Source organism: Rhizobium sp. ZW T2_16, assembly GCF_044987325.1.
GTDB classification, from domain to species: Bacteria; Pseudomonadota; Alphaproteobacteria; order Rhizobiales; family Rhizobiaceae; genus Neorhizobium; species Neorhizobium cellulosilyticum.
Window position 1 is genome coordinate 1 of the sequence record NZ_JBJDRG010000041.1, and the last position, 19,278, is coordinate 19,278.

Below are 19,278 nucleotides of genomic sequence, written 5' to 3' on the forward strand. Positions count from 1 at the left end.
TCGATCCGCTGCAGATCGCGCTCGCTCATCGCTATCAATCCCATCTGCTTGTCTCCGCGTTATCAAACGCGGGGAGTGTGACAGTCTAACTTTGCTGAATTAGGACATTCTAACTTTGCGGCTACATCGCCATATTTTCAGATAACAGATTACGGAACTGGGCACACAAATAGCCACTCGTGTGGTTCCGAGGGGCAAGCAAAGACTGCAATTCAACAGCGCGCTAATAACGCCTCCTGATCATGAAGCCACGCAAAGTTGCAATAATCTATAAAAGGTACCGTACGAACACGACGCTATCAGACACATGACATGACACCCTGACATCACGGGAATCATGCAAGCGTCTCGCTCGTCGGGTTCTGCTACGCGATCCATCAAAAGGAAGGGGACCAGGGTTACGCGCGTATCGCGATCGGCGTTTGCAGCGCCGTTCAGGCAGATGCCCGCCCAGCTGCTGATACTGGCTTTCGTGGGAACAGACGTACTGGTAGATTGTCTCATGTCTCATGTCTCAGCCGGGCGGCTGCGCCACTGACAGGCCGCAGCCGACCAGAAATCTGTTCCGGCGACCAGCCGTCATTGAGGCAGTCGACAACGACAGCACATTGACTGAATCACGCAACAGCTTGCGACATCCGGGCCGCCGGTCAGATGCCATTCCATGCGCCGTGACGTGCCAGTATCCTTCCGCGATCGGAACCTCGCAGTCGTGCCGGAAATTCTGTCGCAGCTTCCGGCAGATCGTCGACCGGTCGCGAGGAAGGGTACGGTGATCTCAGCCTGACTAATATTCTTCTCATGCATCCGCGAAATGATGCGGCGTTCGTCCAAACTCAACTGCACAAGAGGGGGCGGGCCATTCCATCCTCCTGAGACCATGGCTATATTTCACTTCGTTGCATTTGAAAATGGTATCTGCCCGGCTCTCAATCTTGGGGTCGTGATCAATGATGTCCATCCACCGGAACATAGTTCGAAGTTTACGCTTTTGCTTCCGATACAGGAGGTACCGATGTCTGATAGCAGCAGTAAGACCATCATCGCCACTTTCGAAACGCGTGAAGCAGCGGATCTTGCTGTCGAGCATTTAGTTCAGCAAGTTGGTGTGGATCGAGCGGACATTTTCGTCCAGCCCGTTGGACAGGATAATTCTTCTGGCTCCGACATCAGCGGCGGAGATGCTCCAGCAGTGAACGAAGACGGGCGCGGCGACGCTCAACTTAGCGGCGAGATAGAAGTGTCCGCTGACATATCCGCGAACAAAACTGCCGCACTTCACCGCGCGTTCGGCGATCTTGGGGCTTTACGCGTCACCGCCAAGTGAGGAAGGCTCTACGATTGACTGATTACTCCGCGCTAGTTGCGACCAGGCGCTTCCCTTCGTCGGTAAGGACAAGATAGGGCGAGCCGTTGACAGCGATCTCGCGGATGTAGGCGTTTCTCTCAAGACCAGCAACGGTGGAGGCGGCAATACGCTTGTCGCCGACCAACCAACGCTGCTCAAACGTCGCTGATGGCGGTACCGGTTGATCGCCGACAAGGTATCGATGGAAGTTCTGGAAAGCTGCTTAATCCCCGACGTCGTCATGACGGCTCACTAAGTAGTTCTCTCTATGTTCAGATGATGATTTCCAGTTGAGCTTTCAAGACCGCGAACATCGGCCGCCTAATTTGTTGGCTTCGGAACAGGAAGAAAGCATCTGAGTTTAGTCGGCACAACAAAACGGAGCGACGTGATGACTGAAGATCTGAAAAAGGGCGACCATGTCTCCTGGAAAACCAGTCAGGGTGAGACCAAAGGTAAAGTCGTCAAAAAGCAAACTACCCCGACGAAAATCAAGGGTCATGAGGTAAAGGCTTCGAAAACGGATCCTCAGATGATCGTGGAAAGCTCGAAGACCGGCGCGAAGGCAGCCCACAAGCCGAGCGCTCTCAAGAAGACGTCATAGGCGAGCTAAAGCCCTCAACTTTCGCTAGTTCAAAAAAGTAGTGGCGCGGATCGCCTTCGATAATCATTTTGCCGATCATCTGCCCGTGTTTCGACCGGCGGAACACATCTACAATCGGCTGCCGATCATAGACCATTGCGGCGGTTATAAGTTCGTCGTCCATACGCGATTGGAGAAAGGCTGTGGTCCCCCGGGCACGGAGATGGGGCGTAATATGTGGGAACAAACTACGCGCAAACGCTTTTCGCCCGATACTCGCGAAACCGAAAGTCCACCGTATCGGAAAGTATGCAGGGTCTATAGCGATGAGCTTGCGGGGCGCTTTTTCGAAGAGAAGGGCGTCGGCCCGCAGATTCTGGTGGAAGCATTTTCCAAACCACCCAAGGTTTTCGAGAACACCGTCCAGTGGATGCCCGGATGGGCAGCCCGATCCTCTCCAAAGGCCAATCATTTCGGCCGTGTCGACCGGCTCAAGCGTTCTGAACCAGTCCAAAGCTTTTTCATTGGTTATCGAAAGCTCGAAGGTGCCCATCATTGAACCCTACCTTTGCGGCACGTCTAGCTCGATCATCACGGGCGCATGGTCACTTGTATGCGGCCAGCTCCTTGGTCTCCTGCGCACTGAAGCTGATCTCAACCAAGGCTCAACGGCCGGTGATAACAAAAAATGGTCGATGCGGAGCCCTGCGTCGCGCTTGAAGCTATTCCGCCAGTATTTCCAGAACGTGTAAATCCGCTCCTCAGGATGTAAGTGTCGGACCGCATCGGTCCAGCCCTCCTTGATCAGGTCGGCATAAGCCTTTCGGACCTCCGGGCGGAAGAGAGCGTCATCGGCCCAGCGCTCCGGCTTATACACGTCGAGAGTAGTCGGCATGACGTTGAAGTCCCCGACAAGAAGGGCAGGGACGTCAAGTTCCAAGATATCAGCAGCATATCTTTGAAGCCGCTCAAACCAGCGCAGCTTGTAATCGAACTTCGGCCCAGGGGCCGGATTGCCGTTCGGAAGGTAGAGACATCCTATCAACATGCCGTCAATGGCAGCCTCTATATACCGACTTTGCTGGTCGTCCAGCTCGCCAGGAAGGCCGCGCCGGGTTATGAGTGGCTCCGCTCCTCTGGCCAAAATAGCGACGCCATTCCAGGATTTCTGACCGTGCCAGGCAGCACCGTAACCGGCACGGCCAATTTCCTTTTCTGGGAACGACATGGATTTCAGTTCCTGCAGGCACACGACGTCCGGCTTGTCCTCTTTCAACCAGCGAAGCAAGATTTCCAGACGGCCATTGATGCCGTTGACGTTGTAGGTCGCGATCTTCAGATTGGCGTCCACGAGATCAGTGTGTGATTTTCGGTGGTGTCTCTTGTTTATCGAGATCACCTTTACTCAAAGCGTCGTTTTGGTTTACCGTTGGCTTGCCGCCTCGTGTCTCAAACCCAGTAAGCTCGATCATTATTCGCTTGGCCTGTTCGACCACGTCTTCTTGGTTCGACAATTTGTGCTCGCGGACCTTTACGGAGACGGCCTCGCCGTCATCTCCAAGAAAATCTACAATCCAATTACCAGCGCCTTCATGCTGGACTTGCGTGTGCTTTAGGTTCATCGCCTTTATCCTAACGTGACTAAAGGGCCTAGTATGACGGTTACTTCGGGAGCGATATGCGACCGTTTTCCTCGCCGTCCCAGTATTCGATTTCGATTGCCGAGACTTTGATGAGCAAGATGCCGGGAGTGTCGATCCCTTCCGGGAACCATCTGTCGAGGTCGCTCACCCAATGAGCCTCGAACTGGGACTTGTCGTTTATCAGTATGGCGTTGCCGTCGACCGCTATGAAAATGCCGGGCTTGCCTAGCAAGCCGGGCGGTGCTGTGAAAGTCAGCCCGACGTGAGAGCTGTGCTCGATGTGGCGAATCTTTTGTGTGTCTGCATAAGAGAAAAAATACGAGTCGCCGTCGTATTCGACATCACCATTATTGCTCATCGGACGGCTGCTGAGTGAGTCTCCATTGGGAAAGGTGTTCAACATGCAGAAGTCGATCTTCTGCAATTGCTTCGAAAGCTCTTTCAAGGTCTTCGTTGACATGACTTCCTCCCGGGTTCGTTCAAAAACCCGCCTCCGTGTCAATCGTTCCGCTAGCTATGCAATTCGCCGGTTCGCTCGTAGGCTCTCGCATTTCCTATTCATTCGGGTTTTATTAAATATGTTCGCAAATACTCTTTGGTTGGGGCTGATCGAAACGGGCGTGGACGAGTTGGATGATCGACAACGATGGAGCCTGCCATGTCCTCGCGTACCGTGCTTGTAGCAGAAGACGATATCCTTATCCGGTTGATGTTGGTAGATGCCCTAACTGACGATGGCTATCTTGTCGTTCAAGCAGGCACGGTCTTGGAGGCTATAGCAGCCATTGGCCGGAACCCGACTTTCGATGCGCTGATAACCGATGTCGATATGCCCGGTTCTCGAACGGGGCTCGATCTGGCCGCCATGGTTTCGAGCGTGGCGCCTCGAACGGTAATCATCGTTGCCTCTGGTCGTGATGTCAGTGATGCCGTTGATCCGAGATGGAGTTTGATGCCCAAGCCTTACAGTCTTGATCGGATACTGGCGCTCCTTGAAAGTCACCTTGGCGGCCAGGCTCAGGACGGGGTTGTCGCTCAGGCGATCTAGCGGCGCTGCGTTGCATTGGACGAATATCTCATCGAGCGCAGCTAAATGACAACAGTTCTTGGTATCGATGCCGCATGGACCTTCCATGAGCCTAGCGGCGTAGCTCTGGTTATTAACGATGCCGAGGGGTGGCGACTTCTCAAGCTTGCTTCCTCATACCAGGCATTCCTGTGAGAAAATTCCGCAACGACTGTCAGTTATCGCGGTTCAGTTCCTGACCCCCACGCGCTTCTGGCAAAATCTTTCGCGATAGCTCAGCAGCCGGTCACTATCGTCGCGATTGATATGCCTCTGTCGACGGCGCCAATCATCGGGCGCAGGACATCCGATAATATGGTTTCATCGGTATATGGTTCACGGCACGCTGGCACCCACACGCCGAGCGCGCTGCGTCCTGGCAAATTGAGCGACGACCTGACGGCTGGGTTCGATCGGGAGGGGTACCCGTTGCTTACATCAGAAGGAAGGTTGCCAGGCCTCATCGAGGTGTATCCCCATCCAGCCCTGATCGAATTGTCAGCCGCCACACGCAGGCTTCCCTACAAACACTCGAAATCTCGCAAATACTGGCCCGATGACGCTCCGATGGCCCGCCGTCTGAAGCTGTTCGAAACTTGGGAGCGTATTATCATGCTTCTGGAGACCAGAGTGAAAGGCGTGGCCGCAGCCTTGCCGTTACCAGACATCAGCTCCAGAGCGTACGAATTGAAGGCGTTTGAGGATGCTTTGGACGCGGTTGTGTGCGCCTGGGTAGGTACATGCGTTGTAGGAGGGACGGCGACAGCTTACGGCGATGACAGATCGGCAATCTGGATACCAAGTGTCTGACCGCTTAAGACTATCAGGTGTCAGATTTGAATCTTTAATATCGGTCAAGCATTTGAAAATGGACCTATCGCGCTACGTCAGTTGGAACGGTAATCGGAGCCTTAAATGAAGCAAGCTGACAAAATTGCGAAAAGAGACGAAACGGATCGGGTGGCCTATGAGATCCTCGATAAAGAAGCAGAGGCGCGAGAATTGAAGACGGAGCGGCTTCGATTGCTGAGATTGTCCAGGGATGCAGACCAGCGCCCAGCCGATGGCGAAGATAAATGCTGAACGGAAAAAGGCTCGGAAAAATCCGAGCCTCGCTTCGATGATCAATGGCTGCTTTTGTGGCTCTGCTTGCCAGCATTCACATGCTGTTCGTGAGACCCGCCTTGTTTGCCCATGGATGCTGACGATTTCTTATTCGAGGTTCCTGCATCGGCTTCCGCTGCAGCCTTGGAAGCAGGAGTTCCTTTGGCGGAACTAGAGCCCTTATGGCTCTGCTGACCTGCCTTGACGTGCTGCTCGTGCGAGCCACCTTGATTTGCCATGATGTTCACTCCCTATTTGTTTTGTTCGAGGCACACGCCTCGAAAGATCGAACCGGCATCGCCTGAAAGCGTTCCCGACTTTTCGCTCGCAAGTGTGGAAACTCATCCCGGCATTGTGGCTCCGCGCTACACCAGCGCGGCTTGGTCTAGCGGAACAGCCATTGATCAATGGAGTTATAGCCCCATGGACGCGTGAGTGATTGCTTAAGGGGAGCCGCTCATGCGCTACAAGGCGAAGCTTGGGGACGTCAGTTTGTTTGGGAACGAAAAAGCAGGACACGCCAGTGCCCGTGATCACCGTGGCTATTTCGTAGCGCATCGAGACATTAAAGTGGGATGGAAGATCGAATTCGCACTGTCCAGATAGGAAATTGGCTGCGCCATGACGGCTGAGATCGAAAAAAATCTCTATCCCACTCCGCTCTCCAGCCTCACCGATGCTGTGGCCCCGGATTAGCCGTTTGCCCAGATACATTCGGTTCGGGGCAACTCGAAGTCAGAGTCAGTGACGGTGGCAGACCGATCCCTCTGACCGACATCGACAAACTCTTTATGCCATTCCGGCGCGGTGGTGCGTCAACTGGTAACGGTATGGAAGGGCTAGGCCTTGGACACTTCATCGTTTCCGAGATCGCCAAGGGGCCGGGGGCAATATATCCGTGAGTTCGGATGACACCGCGTTTACGTTCAGAATGCCGATTTGAGGGGGCACTCGGCAAACGCGCAAGGTGACCACGCATTCCTTGTTGGCCACCACCGAACAACATCAACAAGAACCCCTAAAGTTCCCCTCATTCGATTCCCAGGGATCGTAATTTACATCCCAGTCTTTTCCAGCTTTTTTACCAGGTGGATCGCGGTGGACCGTAGCGTCCTCTGATCCAGTAATAACGGTCGGCTTAGCGCTGTGGACGCCTGATGCTTTTTTATCGGCCTGAGAGGGCGCGTACTGGCCCTTTGCGTCATCTTCCGGGTTCGCCATATCAATCATCCTTTGTTTTGAAAGCATCAGACAGATTTGTCTTTCTCGGGTTAGCGTTCGTTTCGCCCACCACGTCTTCTGTCCGGTCAGGATCATCCGTTGCTTTTTGATACCCACGCGGAGTGTTTTCTTGCGGTCCTTCCCAGCGTGGGGACTGATCGGTCGTGCCAGCTGCACCGTCTTTTTTTTGGCTCTGTTGTGACCATGATTTGTTCCTCCGTAATGGCGGTAAAACAATCCCTGGGGAGGATCGTTCCGGTTCGTTGCCAGACGAAGCTCGCAGTGACCCAGACGGCGCCACTCTTCAAGAGGGAACAAGCTTGGGTATTGTCAGTTGCTCGCAGACAAGATGAGCCCGTGCGAGGAAGTGATGGACAGGAAGAAAGTCGTTGAAGTGGCTGTCGAGGCAGATGGTGGCCTTGTCCCAGTCGGGATCATGAACCTCGATCAGGCATTAGCGCTTCCGGACGAAATCGATGCAAAGATCTCGCAACCCGAGCAGGCAGCTGGCGCCGCCGATTTATTCGTCGACCGCCGCGAGGTGATTTCCAAGGCTCGCCACAGCAGTTGAGGGGTTCAGTCCATAGATGATCAGCTTCATCGCGTTTACGCTGATTATCCTTCTCGAACCAAACCAGTGATAGAACTGGCCGCATCCAAGTGCGGCCAACTCTTTTCTAAAGGGCTTGAAGGTCTTCCGCTGCAGTCTTACCCGAGCGACGATCCTGGGTAGGCTCGAAGCTCACCTTCTGGCCGTCGTTTAGACTCTGCAGCCCGGCACGTTGAACGGCCGAGATGTGAACGAAGACATCCGGCGAGCCGTTATCGGGCTGAATGAAGCCATAACCCTTTTCCATGTTGAACCATTTTACCGTACCTGTAGCCATTGGAAGTCCCTGAAGGTTTCGAAAACGAGCGAAATCTAGTCATCCGGCATTCGGAGACAAGGGCAAATTTCGCGACGGTCCCAATACTCTAGGAACAATCGCGCGTTTTCACGCATTCCGTGTCTTGATCGAACACCGAGAACCGCTATGGCTGATACCCTCACAAAATATCGCGCAAAACGCGATTTCAAAAAGACTTCTGAGCCCAGCGGCGAGCTACTGGTGAAGCAGTCAAATCGCCGCCGCTTCGTCATCCAAAAACATGACGCCAGTCGGCTTCACTATGATCTGCGGATCGAGATGGATGGCGTCTTCAAATCCTGGGCAGTCACGAAGGGGCCTTCGCTTGATCCAGGCGATAAGAGGTTAGCGGTCGAAGTGGAGGACCACCCGCTCGACTATGGCGACTTCGAAGGCACGATCCCCAAAGGTGAGTACGGCGGCGGAACGGTCATGCTCTGGGACCGAGGGTATTGGGAGCCCGAAGGAAACAAAAGCCCAGAGCAAGCGCTGGCGAAAGGTGACTTCAAATTCACGCTAGAGGGTCAACGGCTCCACGGCAGCTTCGTGCTGGTCCGAATGCGTGGACGCGAAGGAGAGAAACGAACGAACTGGCTGTTGATCAAGCATCGCGACGACTATTCCGTCGAAGAGGACGGTGCGGCAGTGCCCGACGAGAATGAAACCTCCGTCGCGTCCGGCAGGACCATGGAGGCTATTGCGGCCGGGAAGGGCCGAAAGCCCAAACCCTTCATGACAGAGGGGGCGACTGTCGAGGCTGACGCGGTCTGGGACAGCAGCGAAGGTCTGGCTGCTGAGGAGCGGAAAGCGGGTACGAAGACTATAGTAAAGCCGACAAAGAATGCTACGGCTCCGGCGAAAACGGCGTTGCCTGACTTTATTGCTCCACAGCTCTGCGAGACGCTGGCCCGTCCACCTGCTGCCAAGGGATGGATCCACGAGATCAAGTTTGACGGTTACCGTGTTCAGGCCAGGGTCGAGGAGGGCAAGGCGACGCTCAAAACCCGCAAGGGGCTAGACTGGACCTCAAAATTTTCGGCAATCGCAGGGGCCGCTTCAGCCTTGCCGAATTCGATCATCGATGGCGAGATTTGTGCTCTCGATGAACACGGGGCGCCGGATTTCGCAGCGCTTCAGGCCGCGATTTCAGAAGAGAAGACCGACGATCTGGTCTATTTCGCCTTTGATCTTCTGTACGGTGGCGACGAGGATCTTCGCGATCACCCTCTCGCTGATCGGAAAGAGCGGTTGGCGGCAATGCTGTCGGAGGCGGCTGATGATCCGCTTCTGCGTTTCGTCGAGCATTTCGAGACGGGCGGGGAAGCTGTTTTGAAGTCGGCATGCCGCCTATCTCTTGAAGGTATTGTCTCGAAGAAGGCGGACGCTCCATATCGGTCGGGCCGCACTGATACTTGGGCGAAGTCAAAATGCCGAGCGGGCCACGAGGTGGTTATCGGGGCATATGCCACGACCAACGGCGCTTTCCGGTCTCTGCTGGTTGGTGTCTATCGGGGCAACCATTTCGTCCATGTAGGCCGGGTGGGGACCGGGTTCGGCGCGAAAGTGGTCGATCGGATATTGCCGAAGCTTCAGAAATTGGAAGCAGCGAAATCGCCTTTTACAGGGATCGGCGCCCCGAAAAAGTCAACCAACATCGTGTGGCTGAAGCCCGAGTTGGTCGCAGAAATCGAGTTTGCTGGCTGGACAGCTGACGGGCAAGTACGGCAGGCATCATTCAAAGGTCTGAGGGAAGATAAGCCTGCCAAGGAGGTCGAGGCTGAAAAACCGGCTGAACCAGATGAAGTTGAGACGCCAGAGCCGGAGGCGGCCGCCAAACCATCGCAGGCCAAGAAATCCCCGTCCCGTCTTCGGAAGGGCGCAAAGGTCGACGTTATGGGAGTTCTGATATCCAGTCCCGACAAAGAGCTGTGGCCGGATGCACTCGATAACGAACCCGTCACCAAGGTCAATCTCGCCCAGTATTACGAGGCAGTAGGGTCTTGGCTGATCAACCACATCAAAGGTCGACCTTGTTCAATCATTCGCACTCCCGACGGCCTCGGCGGCGAGCAGTTCTTCCAGCGGCATGCCATGCAAGGCACATCGAATCTTATCGAACAGGTGAAGGTGAGGGGTGACAAGCAGCCTTACCTGCAGATTGACCGCGTCGAGGGATTGGCAGCCGTCGCTCAGATCGGTGGAGCGGAACTTCATCCTTGGAACTGCGAGCCCGATCAGCCGGAAGTCCCTGGTCGGTTGGTGTTCGATCTCGACCCAGGTCCAGATGTTGATTTCGACACTGTGGTGGAGGGTGCACGCGAAATCCGTGACCGGCTCGAAGAATTAGGCCTGGTCAGTTTCTGCAAGACCACCGGCGGCAAAGGTCTCCATGTGGTGACGCCGCTTGCCGTGCCTAAAGGAAAGAAGCTCAGTTGGGACGAGGGAAAGGCTTTCGCGCATGATGTTTGCCTGCAGATGGCGCGTGATAATCCCGATCTCTATTTGATTAAGATGTCGAAGGCGCAGCGCGAGGGGCGCATATTCCTTGATTACCTCAGGAATGACCGCACCTCGACGGCAGTCGCTCCACTTTCGCCTCGCGCTCGGCCGGGAGCGACGGTTTCAATGCCGCTGAACTGGAGCCAGGTGAAGAAGGGACTCGACCCCAAACGCTTCACAGTCCGAACGGTGCCAGGACTCTTGAAAGATAGCACCGCCTGGCAGGATTACTGTGACGGCCAGAGATCATTGGAGCAGGCAATCAAGCGACTGGCCAAGGTGATGAAGCGGGCCGCCTGACCGTGCTGCGGCCTTCGAATCGTAGTAAGGATGGTTCTTGCGAACCAAACGCATGCATATGCGTTTTGCCATCGTGCATCTCACGGGAGGGCGTTCCATGGGAAAGAAGTTGAAATCGGTCTATGGCACGATGATCTCGGGGATTTCGGAAGGGCTGACGGGATCAGCACTCTATGAGTATGTGACGTACAACTGCCAGCACGCTTCAGAAAAACGCATTTGCCGGGCGTCCTTGCTGGCATTGGCTGACGATCGGGTCCAGGACCGCGCTCTCCTGGAGCATATCTATCAGCTTGCTGTCCATAGTCGCATCAGTGCGGTGACGCAGCAAACTTGATCGTCGAACCAATCTCCTGATTTGCTGACGTCACAACGCGCCGACATCGCTATTGTTGCGATGCCCCAGCTCTCTTTCACTCGGTGAGCAAGGACATGTCTTGAACGCTCGCCTTCGAAGCCTCATCTAGGTGACAACAAAGTCCAGCGATCTGTGGATTTCGCTTGTTGAGAGCCGTGACCGTTGCTTTCCATCGTCTTCGGCGCACACTGTCACTGGATAAATGACTCTGGTCGCTGATCTTTGAGTCGATGCCCTAATCGCTAAAGAAAACGAGGTTTTAGGTGACTGATTTCTTCACTACAACGCAAGGCTTCGTGACATTGGGGGCGCTTATCGGCGGCGGTAGTTTTGCCCTTGGAGCTGCAAGTGGCTCCATAGCGAAAATGCCAGCTCTCTTCCGCATCGGACAGAAGAACAGAAATGCTCGCAACCTCGCGATGCTGACTGTCTTGGCGCTCGACGATTATGTTGGCGCCTGTTACGCGGCCGTCCACGACAAACCCGAATTCAACCCGGCGGATCAGGTTGAGTTCGCGTTTCATCTGCCCGAGCCTGTTCTGAACCTTCCTAAGGACGTTGATTGGCAGTCGCTCGGCGATGACCTCGGCGAGGAGATCATGTGGTTCTCAAATCGGGTCACAAATCAGGAGAACGCCCTTGAAAGTCTGGATCTTGGCCGCAAGGACCATGATGGATTCTTTGAGCGCCGCGTGGAAGGCTATGCGCGGCTTGCTGCGCGGGCGATGGATTTGATTGCCAGGGTCTGCAATCAGTTCGATCTGACGCTGCCGGACAAACCCGACTACTATCACCAGGCTGATGGGTTGGCCAAAATTTTGCATGCTTTGGACCGGGGCAATGCAGGAACGGCGCCGCTGACCACTGCCACAGGAACCACAAATGTAACGCCGCTGTTCCCGAAGACGTCGTGAGAAGTACGGCCGGCTGGCGGACTAGCTAACTCGGCATCTCGAAGATCTCGGAATTATCCTGTACTTCGCGCAAACCCTTGAAGGAGGCGTGACGCAGATTGCCGTCATCCGTCCAACCTCGGAAATGGATTTCTGCGATGAGAGTTGGCTGCGCGAACACAAGGTTCTTTCCCTTCATCGGGATAGCGGGCTTGTTCGTCGTTAGCTTGTCGAGTGTTGTCCTCAGGTACAGAGCGTCCTTCTCCTTAAAGCCGGTGCCAACTGAACCGACCGACGCCCAACTGTCGCCCCACCGTGCTGCCAGTAACAAGCTACCGATCCCACCCCGAGCGACGGCGGAGTGCTCATATCCAATTACTACGAAACTCTCGCTCTGGACGCACTTGATCGCGATGATTCCTTCGAGACCCATCGAGCATGCGGCTTCAAGCAGTTCAGCGCCATCCCCGTCAAGTTCCTCCGAAAGATGGATCGCACCGTTCGCGCCGTCAAGGAGGTCGGCAAGGAGATGGCGGCGAACGGATAAGTCGGTATTGGTGAGGAGGTGCCCGTCAAAGTAGGGGAGATCAAAGGCATAGAAAACGGCTTCCTTTGAAATCCGCTTTCCTCCTCGTCCGCCGAGTGAACGCTGCAAGGCGCCGAAATCGGATCGGCCATCTTCATCTACGACAACAGCTTCGCCGTCCAGAATTGCTGAGCCGACACCCAGCTTTTCTGCTGCTTCCGCAATTGCCGGGAAGCGTGCAGCCCAATCATGCCCGCCGCGCGTAAGGATGCGGATACATTTCGGCTCGATATGAATAGCCAACCGATACCCGTCAAATTTCATTTCGAACGCCCAGTCGGGACCTGTCGGAGCTTTTGGTTTCAGGAGTGCCAGGGCGGGTTCAACCCGCTGTGGCATCTTGTCAAACGGTAGGTGAGGTTGGGCTGGGTTGCGTGGCTTTCTCGGCCGCGACTTAGCAACTTGATCGCCGTGCAGCAGAGGTTTGGATCGACTACGCATTATTGACCCCACGGGGAGGACCATTCGTCGGTCCCCTACTTCGGCGACTCAATCAATAACCAGCCTATTCGTTCCGCGAAAGGTGTTTGGGCTTGACGCTGGCCTAAGACGGTGCTCTTCTTCTGAGGAACGCCTGACGAAACACGTAAACGCGGTCAACGAGCCCGTTTCCGCCAGAGGCAAATCGCGTCGCTTAGTCCATCATGATCTTCTTCGTTGTGATGGGCGGAGGCGCATAGGAGGCGGGCCGGCGCGGACCCATCACCGATGATCATCCAGTCCACTTCCGCTTCAAGCGAGAATGCGTTTCGGCCGCTGATCGCGATCAGCGAAACCTCGTCGGTCAGACATTGCTCAACAAGTGCCTTGAGGCGGTTGCTATTAGGAACCGGGCTTTGGAGAACAACAGCGCGAGCAGGGGGCGTCCGTTCAATGTAGATCGCTCAGCGTCCTGGGCAATGATTATCCGGCCTTGCGAGACTTCAGTTCCTTCGTCACTGATTTCTTCAGTGCATCCATGATATTCACCACGTTGCTCGGCTTGCCACTCTTGCCCTTGTTCGATTTTGAAGAAGCCGTTTTTCCCGGCTTTTTAGCCTTTTTCTTACTAGCGATGAGCTTCAGCAACGCATCTTGGATGGGGTCGGACACCATCGCCGGGGACCAGTCCGTCAGCCGCTTTTTTATGACGTTTTCAAGGGCAGTGACGCTGTTTGTGTCCGAATTCTTTTCGATCACCGCGAAATACTCGGACTCGGGCCGCACTTCGTCACCGAACCGCAGTGTCCAGACTACAATACCGTCGCCGCGCGGCTCCAAGATCACGGCTCGTTCGCGGCGCCCCAAGACGACCCGCGACACGCCGACGACATCTTGAGCTTTCATCGCTTCGCGGATCACAGCAAAGGCTTCGTCACCGATCTTGTCGCTAGCAATGAGATAAAATGGCGTTTCAAGGTAGATCCACCCGATACGGTCTCTAGGGACGAACTTTTCAATATCGATGGTGCGGACCGTATCCAGCTCAACTGATTCAAGGTCTTCGTCCGTCAGAATAATGTAATCGTCTTCGCCTCTCTCGTAGCCCTTTGCCTGGTTCTCATCGCTAACGGCCTTACCTGTCACGCTGTCGATGTATTGAGAGACAACCCGATTTCCGGTCTTCTCATTAAGCGTATGAAAGCGGACTTTTTCGGATCCAGACGTTGCCGGTGTCATGGCGACAGGGCAGGTGACAAGCGAGAGCTTGAGATACCCTCTCCAATACGGACGACGAGGTGCCATGGTCAGCTCGCTTTCTTTTGTTCAGCCTTCGAAGTAGTTTTAGACTTCGCTCGTGTTGTCATCTTTTTCCCGGCGTTAGCGTTGGCTGCCTTCGGCTTTTTAGAGCTTCCGCTGCCTGTGCCAGCGCTCTCTCGGAGAGCCTTGAGCAGATCGTTTGGTTTCGACACCTTGATCGGCTTTGGCTTCGGAAGGGACCTGCCCTCTGCTTTTGCTTTCACCAGTGCAGCAAGCGCGGCCTCATATCGATCGTCCGTCTTGGCTGGATCGAACTCGCCCTTTTTCTTGTCGATGATGTGCTTGGCGAGATCAAGCATCTCTCCTTCTACCTTCACCTTCTTCACGTCTTTGAAGGCTTCTTTGGACGACCTGACCTCGTAGTCGAAATTGAGTGTCGTCGCGATTAGACCTTTGCCATGTGGACGGATAAGAACTGTCCGTATCCGTCGGAACAGTACCGTGCGAGCTACGGCGGTAGCATCTGTGTTTGCGAGCGCATCTCTGATTGCGGTAAAGGCACCGTTCGCCTCATCATCAGCTGGCACCAGATAGTAGGGCTTGTCGAAATATGCGTCGTCTATTTTGCTGCAAGGTATGAATGCCTCAGCATTAAGCATCTTGTCAGAATCTGGTACGACCGCCGCGACTTCCTCTGGATCGATCATGATGTAATCGCCGCTCCCAGTCTCGAAGCCCTTGACTTGCTGGTCTCGCTCTACGACCTCTTCGGTCTCGCTATCGATGAACTCGCGCTTCAGGCGGTTGCCGGTTTTTTCGTTGATCATATGGAAACTGATCCTCTCGGATGTCGACGCGGCCGTATAAAGGCCAACGGCACATGAAAGCTCTCCAACTTTCAGATGACCTTTCCATTGAGCCCTGTGCGCAATCATACTGTTTCCCTTCATCTGTTGGTCAAACAACTTAAGTTGAACGCCATGGTTCCTTTGCATAGCCTCGAAGGTCTCCAAACTGGAATCTGATTAGCCGTTCGAAGAACTCGTCATTTGGTTTAGCAGTTGCCTCTCTTTAGCAACTGCGTCGGCATATGACTGGTGGGAATCGAGGTCGAATTCCAACAGGTGTTCGATGGTTTCAAGTCTAGCCAGACGCTTTTTCGCTTTGCGTAACTTAAGTTGCTCGGCTGAATTATGATGCTTATCATACATGCTCGGATAACGCGGTAGGGCGCAGATAAGTTCGGTCGCCGCCGCACAAATCGGCGTCCAGACAAACAACGAACCCAGCTCATCGCGAACGGTCTTTAAGGCCTCCCGGTTGATCCGCACATGGGATGTGGAGACGGCCGACGGCACGGAGAATATTAGAACCATGCAAGCGGGAATAGGGGACAGGAAGATTAGAAAGCCACACCCGAGTCGTTCGTAGGGCGACGAGAGAGGTGGCTCGGTTTGTCTTAGTTCGAGGCAATGGTGCTGTTGGCGGTGGGATATTCTCAACCGATGACCCGGGGCGAACTGTCGAAGATTTTTGGCAAGGAAGTCAGCCGCGACACCATCGGCAATCTGCGTGGCGCGGGTTTATAGACGCGCCAAACGGTAGAGTGCCACGGCGATGCCGTGGCCTTACGTTTCTTCAACCTCATGAAACGCGAGCGTATAAGCTGGAGGATCTACAGCGCCGGGCACAAGCAGGTCGGAAGCGAAATGTTTTCGCCCGTTGAGTTAGACAGGCATCGGCGGGGTCTACGAAACGCTGGGCTATCTAAACTGCCCATACTGTGGGCCACAACGTGCGAAGGGCGCCGTTGTAGCGCCCTTCGTTATGATGTCAAATCCCAGCGCGGCGATAGCGCTGGCGTTCCTGCTCGACTTGATCGGCATCATACGGATCTAACGTATCGTCGAAGCCCGTCCACCCCTGCTGCTCGTAGGCAGCGCGCCGCTCGGTCGGATCGACCCAGTTGGAACGCTTTAGGATAGCCTCTGCTTCCGGGGCCAACGGTTCGTCGACTTTGGCGGTGACGAGCGTGCCGCCACGGCGGACACCTTCGGCGTAAACGTGAGCATCACGTTCTGAGACGCCGGAGCTTGTTAGACCACCGATGATCCCGCCGGCAGCACCGCCGGCCACGGCACCCGCAGCAGCGCCTGCGGCAGCTGCTACGAGCCAGCCGGCCGCGACAACAGGTCCGACGCCTGGGATGGCCATCAGACCAAGTCCGGTCAGGAGTCCGCCTGCACCGCCGACCACCGCACCAATCCCGGCTCCAGTGCCAGCACCAGCAGCGTTGGATTCGCCATGACGCTTGTCAGCGTTGCTTGACACGATGCTGATATCGTCGGAGCGTACGCCGGCGGATTCGAGGGCACGATCGTTCCGGCTTTCATGCCGGTAGCATTCCAGACGCCTTGTCGTCCTTGTTGAGGTCCTCCACGTCGGCGCAGCCGGCCTTTTGGATCCGTTGTTTCGCCTGGCCCTCAGTAAAACTATTGGCGCCCTCGACGGGAGCGGTCGGGTTTGTCGTATCTGACGTCGCAACAGCCGGAGTATCGCCGTCGCTGTTGGCGGCGGGAGCGGCCTGCTGCGCGAGTGCCGAAACACTCGACGCCGCGACGAAGGCGGCGGCGATGATGACGTTTTTCATGATGTTTCCTCTCTAGCTCGGATCTTCTTATTGAGCCCGATCCGATAAGCTCATGGATACGTTTATGGTTCCGGCAGGGGCTCTCATGTCGAAGGGGAACAACTTCAAGACGACAGAGTTTCAGGCACAACGTCTTAGAATGGTGTCAGAATGCCGCAGCCGACAGTACTTGTCGTCGAAGATGAGCCTTTGATCCGGATGACAGTGGCCGATGATCTGCAGGCGGCCGGCTTCTGCGTTCTCGAGGCTGGCAACACTGATGAAGCGTTACGGCTGCTAGAGACGCATTCTTCCATACGCGCAATCTTCACCGACATCGACATGCCGGGAGGTCTGGACGGGTTGAAGCTGGCATGGATCGTCAGAGACCGGTGGCCGCCAATCGAGATTGTCATCACTTCGGGGAACCGGAAGATCGAAGTGGTCGACCTGCCAGAGCGCTCCGTGTTCTTTCCCAAGCCTTATGCCCACCAGCCTGTCATCGATGCCCTCACACGGTTGACGGCTTGATTTGTCGGAAATTTTCTAGCGGATGGTCTGTTTGCCATGGTAAAGACGGCTATCTGCCATAACTGTTGAAGCATATGTCCAATCGTGAAGAGCCCCATCCCACTCCGGCCACTGTATCCGATCTTCCGCAACTGGCGGAGGCGTTGGACGACGATCGATTTCGGCAGTTTCTTGACCACGTGCCGTTCGCGGTCGCGGTCGCCGAGCTCGGCGATGACGAGCATCTTGTATATGGCAACATCGAGTTCGAGCGCTTGACCGGGCTTTCAGGGGAGCACCTGCAAGGCAAGGCATGGTCCGTTTTACCCACCGCGCCTTCTCTCGACGGCGGGCCGAAGCTTTCTGATGCCTTGCTGCAGAGCGAGGAGTATCTCGGACCATTCACAATCACAATCCACGATGACAATTTCGTTGTCGATGCATGGTCGAACACGATCGTCGACGACGACGGTAAGCCATTGTTCCGGCTCCTAGCAATGTCCGCCCGAACCGGCACCAATGATGCCGCCGCTTTGTCTGAGGCACTTGCTGAAAAAGACATTTTGCTGAAAGAGCTTCAGCATCGGGTCAAAAACAATCTGCAGATGATCACGGCGTTGATCCGCATGGAAGCGCGCAACGCCCAGCAACCGGGGGAGAGTGAGCGTTTCAACCGCCTTGCTGGTCGCATCGAAGCCCTGTCCATCCTTTATCGATCGATCTACGCGGGCGAGGATACGGAGACCGTCGATCTCGGCACATATGTCAGCCAGATCGCTTCTTCGGTAATGGCCGCCCATGCGATTGAAGGCATACGTCTCGATATGAAAGTCGACACCTGGCCGGTGTCTATTAACGTCGCAATGCCAGTTGGCCTCGTCATCAATGAGTTGATGACCAATGCTCTCAAGTACGCCTTTGTTGGACGCGACGGCGGTGAGATCAAAGTCCGCTGCACTGTCGATGACGATGGCTGCAAAGTGCTCGTCGCAGACGACGGTGTGGGGCTCTCGGAGAAGGCAGATTGGCCACGGCGCGGCAAGCTCAGCGCCATGATCGTGCAGTCTGTACGTCACAATGCCAAGGCGGAGATCGACGTGCAGTCGGAGCCTGGCAGCGGGATGGCTGTGACGATCATCTTCAAGCGTGCGAATGCCACTGACCACTGACAACGTCGGCGGTGCTACTGCGGCCATCGGTGACATCCCTGTCGGCAGGCAAGGCCACTTGATCACGGCTCCGCGGGGGCAGAACAAGATTAGTGCGAAATCGTACCTTTAGTTGAGAAAACGATGATCGAGATCGATATTCCTACCAAAATGAAGGCTCCTGATGTATTTCTACCTAGAACATCACGTTTGGTGCAGGCTGCAAACTACCGAAAACATGCGCAATTTCGGCTAGCGTACGATCCTGCACTAATCTTGTTCTGAACCTAACAGGTAAGCTTCAAGCCAGGATTGTAAGCACGAATGCGAGTGTCAGAGTGCCGGCAGCGAAGACGACAAGAGCGATAATGAGATGCTCTGCGAACTCTGACTTTTTTGTCTCGCCTGTCCAATCGTATGCCATCTCGCGCTTCTCCCGTTGAAGCTTTAGCATCTCGGAATATGGTTAACGGAACCTTGCAATCGCACAGGCCGGTGTTCAAATTCATTGGAGGCATGATGGGGGAGGTGCCGCGACAGTGGTGCAGGTGGGGGCTCCCACCGAGATCCTGGGAGGCGGGCAACAGATTAATGGGCGCGGATCTCTAAACGTCGGCCGTTGGAGATGTAGCCAGCTGAATTGGGAACGATGTGGCTCCCCGAGTGTTCACTCACCAAGCGGATCGTTAAACGGTCTGGTAATGGACTTCCCCGGCAGATGACCGGATAGCGACTTGGAAGACCGTGCGTCCCCGCTCGATACAGGAGATCCCATTATGGGTTCCACAGCTGATAAAGTTTC

The 19,278-nt window shown here is 55.1% G+C and carries 25 protein-coding genes and 1 pseudogene; 12 read left to right on the top strand and 14 right to left on the bottom strand.

Annotation, left to right across the window (positions count from 1 at the left end; translation table 11 throughout):
* The first annotated feature begins 1,015 nt into the window (after window positions 1-1,015).
* Both ACI3K0_RS29930 and ACI3K0_RS29935 read left to right on the top strand, forming a co-directional pair.
* Window positions 1,016-1,327: a hypothetical protein gene (locus tag ACI3K0_RS29930; RefSeq protein WP_206827487.1), complete on the top strand. Its 312-nt coding sequence runs from the start codon at window positions 1,016-1,018 to the stop codon at window positions 1,325-1,327.
* A gap of 412 nt (window positions 1,328-1,739) precedes the next feature.
* Entirely contained in the window at window positions 1,740-1,952 is a 213-nt protein-coding gene (locus ACI3K0_RS29935) for a DUF2945 domain-containing protein (RefSeq protein WP_148148705.1), read from the top strand.
* Here the strand turns inward: ACI3K0_RS29935 and ACI3K0_RS29940 are convergent.
* From ACI3K0_RS29940 to ACI3K0_RS29955, 4 genes are read right to left on the bottom strand one after another with little or no spacing between them, the layout of a single operon-like run.
* A complete protein-coding gene (locus tag ACI3K0_RS29940; protein WP_286194947.1) occupies window positions 1,936-2,487 on the bottom strand; it encodes a GXWXG domain-containing protein in 552 nt (183 codons plus the stop codon). The genes ACI3K0_RS29935 and ACI3K0_RS29940 overlap by 17 nt on opposite strands.
* 6 nt (window positions 2,488-2,493) lie before the next feature.
* Window positions 2,494-3,270, bottom strand: a complete 777-nt coding sequence (gene xth / locus ACI3K0_RS29945; RefSeq protein WP_206827514.1) for an exodeoxyribonuclease III — start codon at window positions 3,268-3,270, stop codon at window positions 2,494-2,496.
* 16 nt (window positions 3,271-3,286) lie between these two features.
* Window positions 3,287-3,553 carry a hypothetical protein gene (locus ACI3K0_RS29950; protein WP_404946914.1) on the bottom strand — a complete coding sequence of 89 codons (267 nt, stop codon included), beginning with the start codon at window positions 3,551-3,553 and terminating at the stop codon, window positions 3,287-3,289.
* 40 nt (window positions 3,554-3,593) lie between these two features.
* Window positions 3,594-4,034, bottom strand: coding sequence for a pyridoxamine 5'-phosphate oxidase family protein (locus ACI3K0_RS29955; protein ID WP_148148707.1), 441 nt, complete (start codon window positions 4,032-4,034; stop codon window positions 3,594-3,596).
* Between the two features lie 198 nt (window positions 4,035-4,232).
* Between ACI3K0_RS29955 and ACI3K0_RS29960 the strand changes: the two genes are divergently transcribed.
* From ACI3K0_RS29960 to ACI3K0_RS29970, 3 genes are all read left to right on the top strand, one after another.
* Window positions 4,233-4,622, top strand: a complete 390-nt coding sequence (locus ACI3K0_RS29960) for a response regulator (RefSeq protein ID WP_206827490.1) — start codon at window positions 4,233-4,235, stop codon at window positions 4,620-4,622.
* 333 nt (window positions 4,623-4,955) lie between these two features.
* Window positions 4,956-5,450 (top strand): DUF429 domain-containing protein, encoded by a 495-nt coding sequence (locus tag ACI3K0_RS29965; protein ID WP_404946915.1) that lies wholly within the window; start codon window positions 4,956-4,958, stop codon window positions 5,448-5,450.
* A gap of 105 nt (window positions 5,451-5,555) precedes the next feature.
* Complete coding sequence (locus tag ACI3K0_RS29970; RefSeq protein WP_183688182.1) at window positions 5,556-5,723, top strand: hypothetical protein; 168 nt, start codon at window positions 5,556-5,558, stop codon at window positions 5,721-5,723.
* Window positions 5,724-5,764: 41 nt separating this feature from the next.
* Here the strand turns inward: ACI3K0_RS29970 and ACI3K0_RS29975 are convergent, their stop codons facing one another.
* Window positions 5,765-5,983 (bottom strand): hypothetical protein, encoded by a 219-nt coding sequence (locus tag ACI3K0_RS29975; protein ID WP_148148710.1) that lies wholly within the window; start codon window positions 5,981-5,983, stop codon window positions 5,765-5,767.
* 537 nt (window positions 5,984-6,520) lie between these two features.
* On the opposite strand from ACI3K0_RS29975, the gene ACI3K0_RS29980 reads away from it, so the two are divergent.
* Entirely contained in the window at window positions 6,521-6,646 is a 126-nt protein-coding gene (locus tag ACI3K0_RS29980; RefSeq protein ID WP_404946922.1) for a hypothetical protein, read from the top strand.
* A gap of 103 nt (window positions 6,647-6,749) precedes the next feature.
* On the opposite strand, the gene ACI3K0_RS29985 is transcribed toward ACI3K0_RS29980, so the two are convergent.
* Together ACI3K0_RS29985 and ACI3K0_RS29990 are read right to left on the bottom strand one after the other, a co-directional pair.
* Complete coding sequence (locus tag ACI3K0_RS29985; RefSeq protein ID WP_404946916.1) at window positions 6,750-6,965, bottom strand: hypothetical protein; 216 nt, start codon at window positions 6,963-6,965, stop codon at window positions 6,750-6,752.
* A 1-nt stretch (window position 6,966) separates the two neighbouring features.
* Window positions 6,967-7,203 carry a hypothetical protein gene (locus tag ACI3K0_RS29990; RefSeq protein WP_404946923.1) on the bottom strand — a complete coding sequence of 79 codons (237 nt, stop codon included), beginning with the start codon at window positions 7,201-7,203 and terminating at the stop codon, window positions 6,967-6,969.
* Window positions 7,204-7,299: 96 nt separating this feature from the next.
* Here ACI3K0_RS29990 and ACI3K0_RS29995 point away from each other — a divergent pair, with 96 nt between their 5' ends.
* The gene (locus ACI3K0_RS29995) at window positions 7,300-7,536 is read left to right on the top strand and encodes a hypothetical protein (protein WP_404946917.1); all 237 of its coding nucleotides are present in this window, start codon (window positions 7,300-7,302) and stop codon (window positions 7,534-7,536) included.
* Window positions 7,537-7,642: 106 nt separating this feature from the next.
* Here the strand turns inward: ACI3K0_RS29995 and ACI3K0_RS30000 are convergent, their stop codons facing one another.
* A complete protein-coding gene (locus ACI3K0_RS30000) occupies window positions 7,643-7,852 on the bottom strand; it encodes a cold-shock protein (RefSeq protein WP_404946918.1) in 210 nt (69 codons plus the stop codon).
* Between the two features lie 147 nt (window positions 7,853-7,999).
* Here ACI3K0_RS30000 and ligD (ACI3K0_RS30005) point away from each other — a divergent pair, with 147 nt between their 5' ends.
* From ligD (ACI3K0_RS30005) to ACI3K0_RS30015, 3 genes are all read left to right on the top strand, one after another.
* Entirely contained in the window at window positions 8,000-10,672 is a 2,673-nt protein-coding gene (gene ligD / locus ACI3K0_RS30005; protein ID WP_404946919.1) for a DNA ligase D, read from the top strand.
* A 97-nt stretch (window positions 10,673-10,769) separates the two neighbouring features.
* Window positions 10,770-11,009 (top strand): hypothetical protein, encoded by a 240-nt coding sequence (locus tag ACI3K0_RS30010; RefSeq protein ID WP_206829573.1) that lies wholly within the window; start codon window positions 10,770-10,772, stop codon window positions 11,007-11,009.
* Between the two features lie 284 nt (window positions 11,010-11,293).
* A complete protein-coding gene (locus ACI3K0_RS30015) occupies window positions 11,294-11,944 on the top strand; it encodes a hypothetical protein (RefSeq protein ID WP_206829572.1) in 651 nt (216 codons plus the stop codon).
* 25 nt (window positions 11,945-11,969) lie between these two features.
* Here ACI3K0_RS30015 and ligD (ACI3K0_RS30020) read toward each other — a convergent pair whose 3' ends face one another.
* The 5 genes and pseudogenes from ligD (ACI3K0_RS30020) to ACI3K0_RS30040 all read right to left on the bottom strand — a co-directional run.
* Window positions 11,970-12,950, bottom strand: a complete 981-nt coding sequence (gene ligD, locus ACI3K0_RS30020) for a non-homologous end-joining DNA ligase (RefSeq protein ID WP_404946920.1) — start codon at window positions 12,948-12,950, stop codon at window positions 11,970-11,972.
* A gap of 462 nt (window positions 12,951-13,412) precedes the next feature.
* Window positions 13,413-14,234: a Ku protein gene (locus ACI3K0_RS30025; protein ID WP_148148718.1), complete on the bottom strand. Its 822-nt coding sequence runs from the start codon at window positions 14,232-14,234 to the stop codon at window positions 13,413-13,415.
* Window positions 14,235-14,236: 2 nt separating this feature from the next.
* Window positions 14,237-15,124, bottom strand: a complete 888-nt coding sequence (locus ACI3K0_RS30030; RefSeq protein ID WP_206829570.1) for a Ku protein — start codon at window positions 15,122-15,124, stop codon at window positions 14,237-14,239.
* Window positions 15,125-16,022: 898 nt separating this feature from the next.
* Window positions 16,023-16,598 carry a hypothetical protein gene (locus ACI3K0_RS30035; RefSeq protein ID WP_206829575.1) on the bottom strand — a complete coding sequence of 192 codons (576 nt, stop codon included), beginning with the start codon at window positions 16,596-16,598 and terminating at the stop codon, window positions 16,023-16,025.
* A pseudogene (locus tag ACI3K0_RS30040) lies at window positions 16,562-16,839 on the bottom strand (PepSY domain-containing protein); the annotation flags it as partial. The pseudogene ACI3K0_RS30040 and the gene ACI3K0_RS30035, both read right to left, overlap by 37 nt.
* Window positions 16,840-16,989: 150 nt before the next feature.
* Here ACI3K0_RS30040 and ACI3K0_RS30045 point away from each other — a divergent pair.
* Together ACI3K0_RS30045 and ACI3K0_RS30050 are read left to right on the top strand one after the other, a co-directional pair.
* Window positions 16,990-17,349, top strand: coding sequence for a response regulator (locus ACI3K0_RS30045; protein WP_148148721.1), 360 nt, complete (start codon window positions 16,990-16,992; stop codon window positions 17,347-17,349).
* A gap of 74 nt (window positions 17,350-17,423) precedes the next feature.
* On the top strand, window positions 17,424-18,497 hold the full coding sequence (locus ACI3K0_RS30050; protein ID WP_148148722.1) for a histidine kinase dimerization/phosphoacceptor domain -containing protein: 1,074 nt from the start codon (window positions 17,424-17,426) through the stop codon (window positions 18,495-18,497).
* 280 nt (window positions 18,498-18,777) lie between these two features.
* On the opposite strand, the gene ACI3K0_RS30055 is transcribed toward ACI3K0_RS30050, so the two are convergent.
* Window positions 18,778-18,900, bottom strand: a complete 123-nt coding sequence (locus tag ACI3K0_RS30055; protein ID WP_404946921.1) for a hypothetical protein — start codon at window positions 18,898-18,900, stop codon at window positions 18,778-18,780.
* Window positions 18,901-19,278: the final 378 nt, after the last annotated feature.

Coding starts and splice junctions, on each gene's coding strand:
- ACI3K0_RS29935 (WP_148148705.1), top strand. CDS start 1,740: ATGACTGAAGATCTGAAAAAGGGCGACCATGTCTCCTGGAAAACCAGT.
- ACI3K0_RS30030 (WP_206829570.1), bottom strand. CDS start 15,124: ATGATTGCGCACAGGGCTCAATGGAAAGGTCATCTGAAAGTTGGAGAG.
- ACI3K0_RS29960 (WP_206827490.1), top strand. CDS start 4,233: ATGTCCTCGCGTACCGTGCTTGTAGCAGAAGACGATATCCTTATCCGG.
- ligD (WP_404946920.1), bottom strand. CDS start 12,950: ATGCGTAGTCGATCCAAACCTCTGCTGCACGGCGATCAAGTTGCTAAG.
- ACI3K0_RS29930 (WP_206827487.1), top strand. CDS start 1,016: ATGTCTGATAGCAGCAGTAAGACCATCATCGCCACTTTCGAAACGCGT.
- ACI3K0_RS29975 (WP_148148710.1), bottom strand. CDS start 5,983: ATGGCAAATCAAGGTGGCTCGCACGAGCAGCACGTCAAGGCAGGTCAG.
- ACI3K0_RS30025 (WP_148148718.1), bottom strand. CDS start 14,234: ATGGCACCTCGTCGTCCGTATTGGAGAGGGTATCTCAAGCTCTCGCTT.
- ACI3K0_RS30055 (WP_404946921.1), bottom strand. CDS start 18,900: ATGGCATACGATTGGACAGGCGAGACAAAAAAGTCAGAGTTCGCAGAG.
- ACI3K0_RS29965 (WP_404946915.1), top strand. CDS start 4,956: ATGGTTTCATCGGTATATGGTTCACGGCACGCTGGCACCCACACGCCG.
- ACI3K0_RS30000 (WP_404946918.1), bottom strand. CDS start 7,852: ATGGCTACAGGTACGGTAAAATGGTTCAACATGGAAAAGGGTTATGGC.
- ligD (WP_404946919.1), top strand. CDS start 8,000: ATGGCTGATACCCTCACAAAATATCGCGCAAAACGCGATTTCAAAAAG.
- ACI3K0_RS29950 (WP_404946914.1), bottom strand. CDS start 3,553: ATGAACCTAAAGCACACGCAAGTCCAGCATGAAGGCGCTGGTAATTGG.
- ACI3K0_RS30045 (WP_148148721.1), top strand. CDS start 16,990: ATGCCGCAGCCGACAGTACTTGTCGTCGAAGATGAGCCTTTGATCCGG.
- ACI3K0_RS29955 (WP_148148707.1), bottom strand. CDS start 4,034: ATGTCAACGAAGACCTTGAAAGAGCTTTCGAAGCAATTGCAGAAGATC.
- ACI3K0_RS30050 (WP_148148722.1), top strand. CDS start 17,424: ATGTCCAATCGTGAAGAGCCCCATCCCACTCCGGCCACTGTATCCGAT.
- ACI3K0_RS29970 (WP_183688182.1), top strand. CDS start 5,556: ATGAAGCAAGCTGACAAAATTGCGAAAAGAGACGAAACGGATCGGGTG.
- ACI3K0_RS30010 (WP_206829573.1), top strand. CDS start 10,770: ATGGGAAAGAAGTTGAAATCGGTCTATGGCACGATGATCTCGGGGATT.
- ACI3K0_RS29985 (WP_404946916.1), bottom strand. CDS start 6,965: ATGGCGAACCCGGAAGATGACGCAAAGGGCCAGTACGCGCCCTCTCAG.
- ACI3K0_RS29940 (WP_286194947.1), bottom strand. CDS start 2,487: ATGATGGGCACCTTCGAGCTTTCGATAACCAATGAAAAAGCTTTGGAC.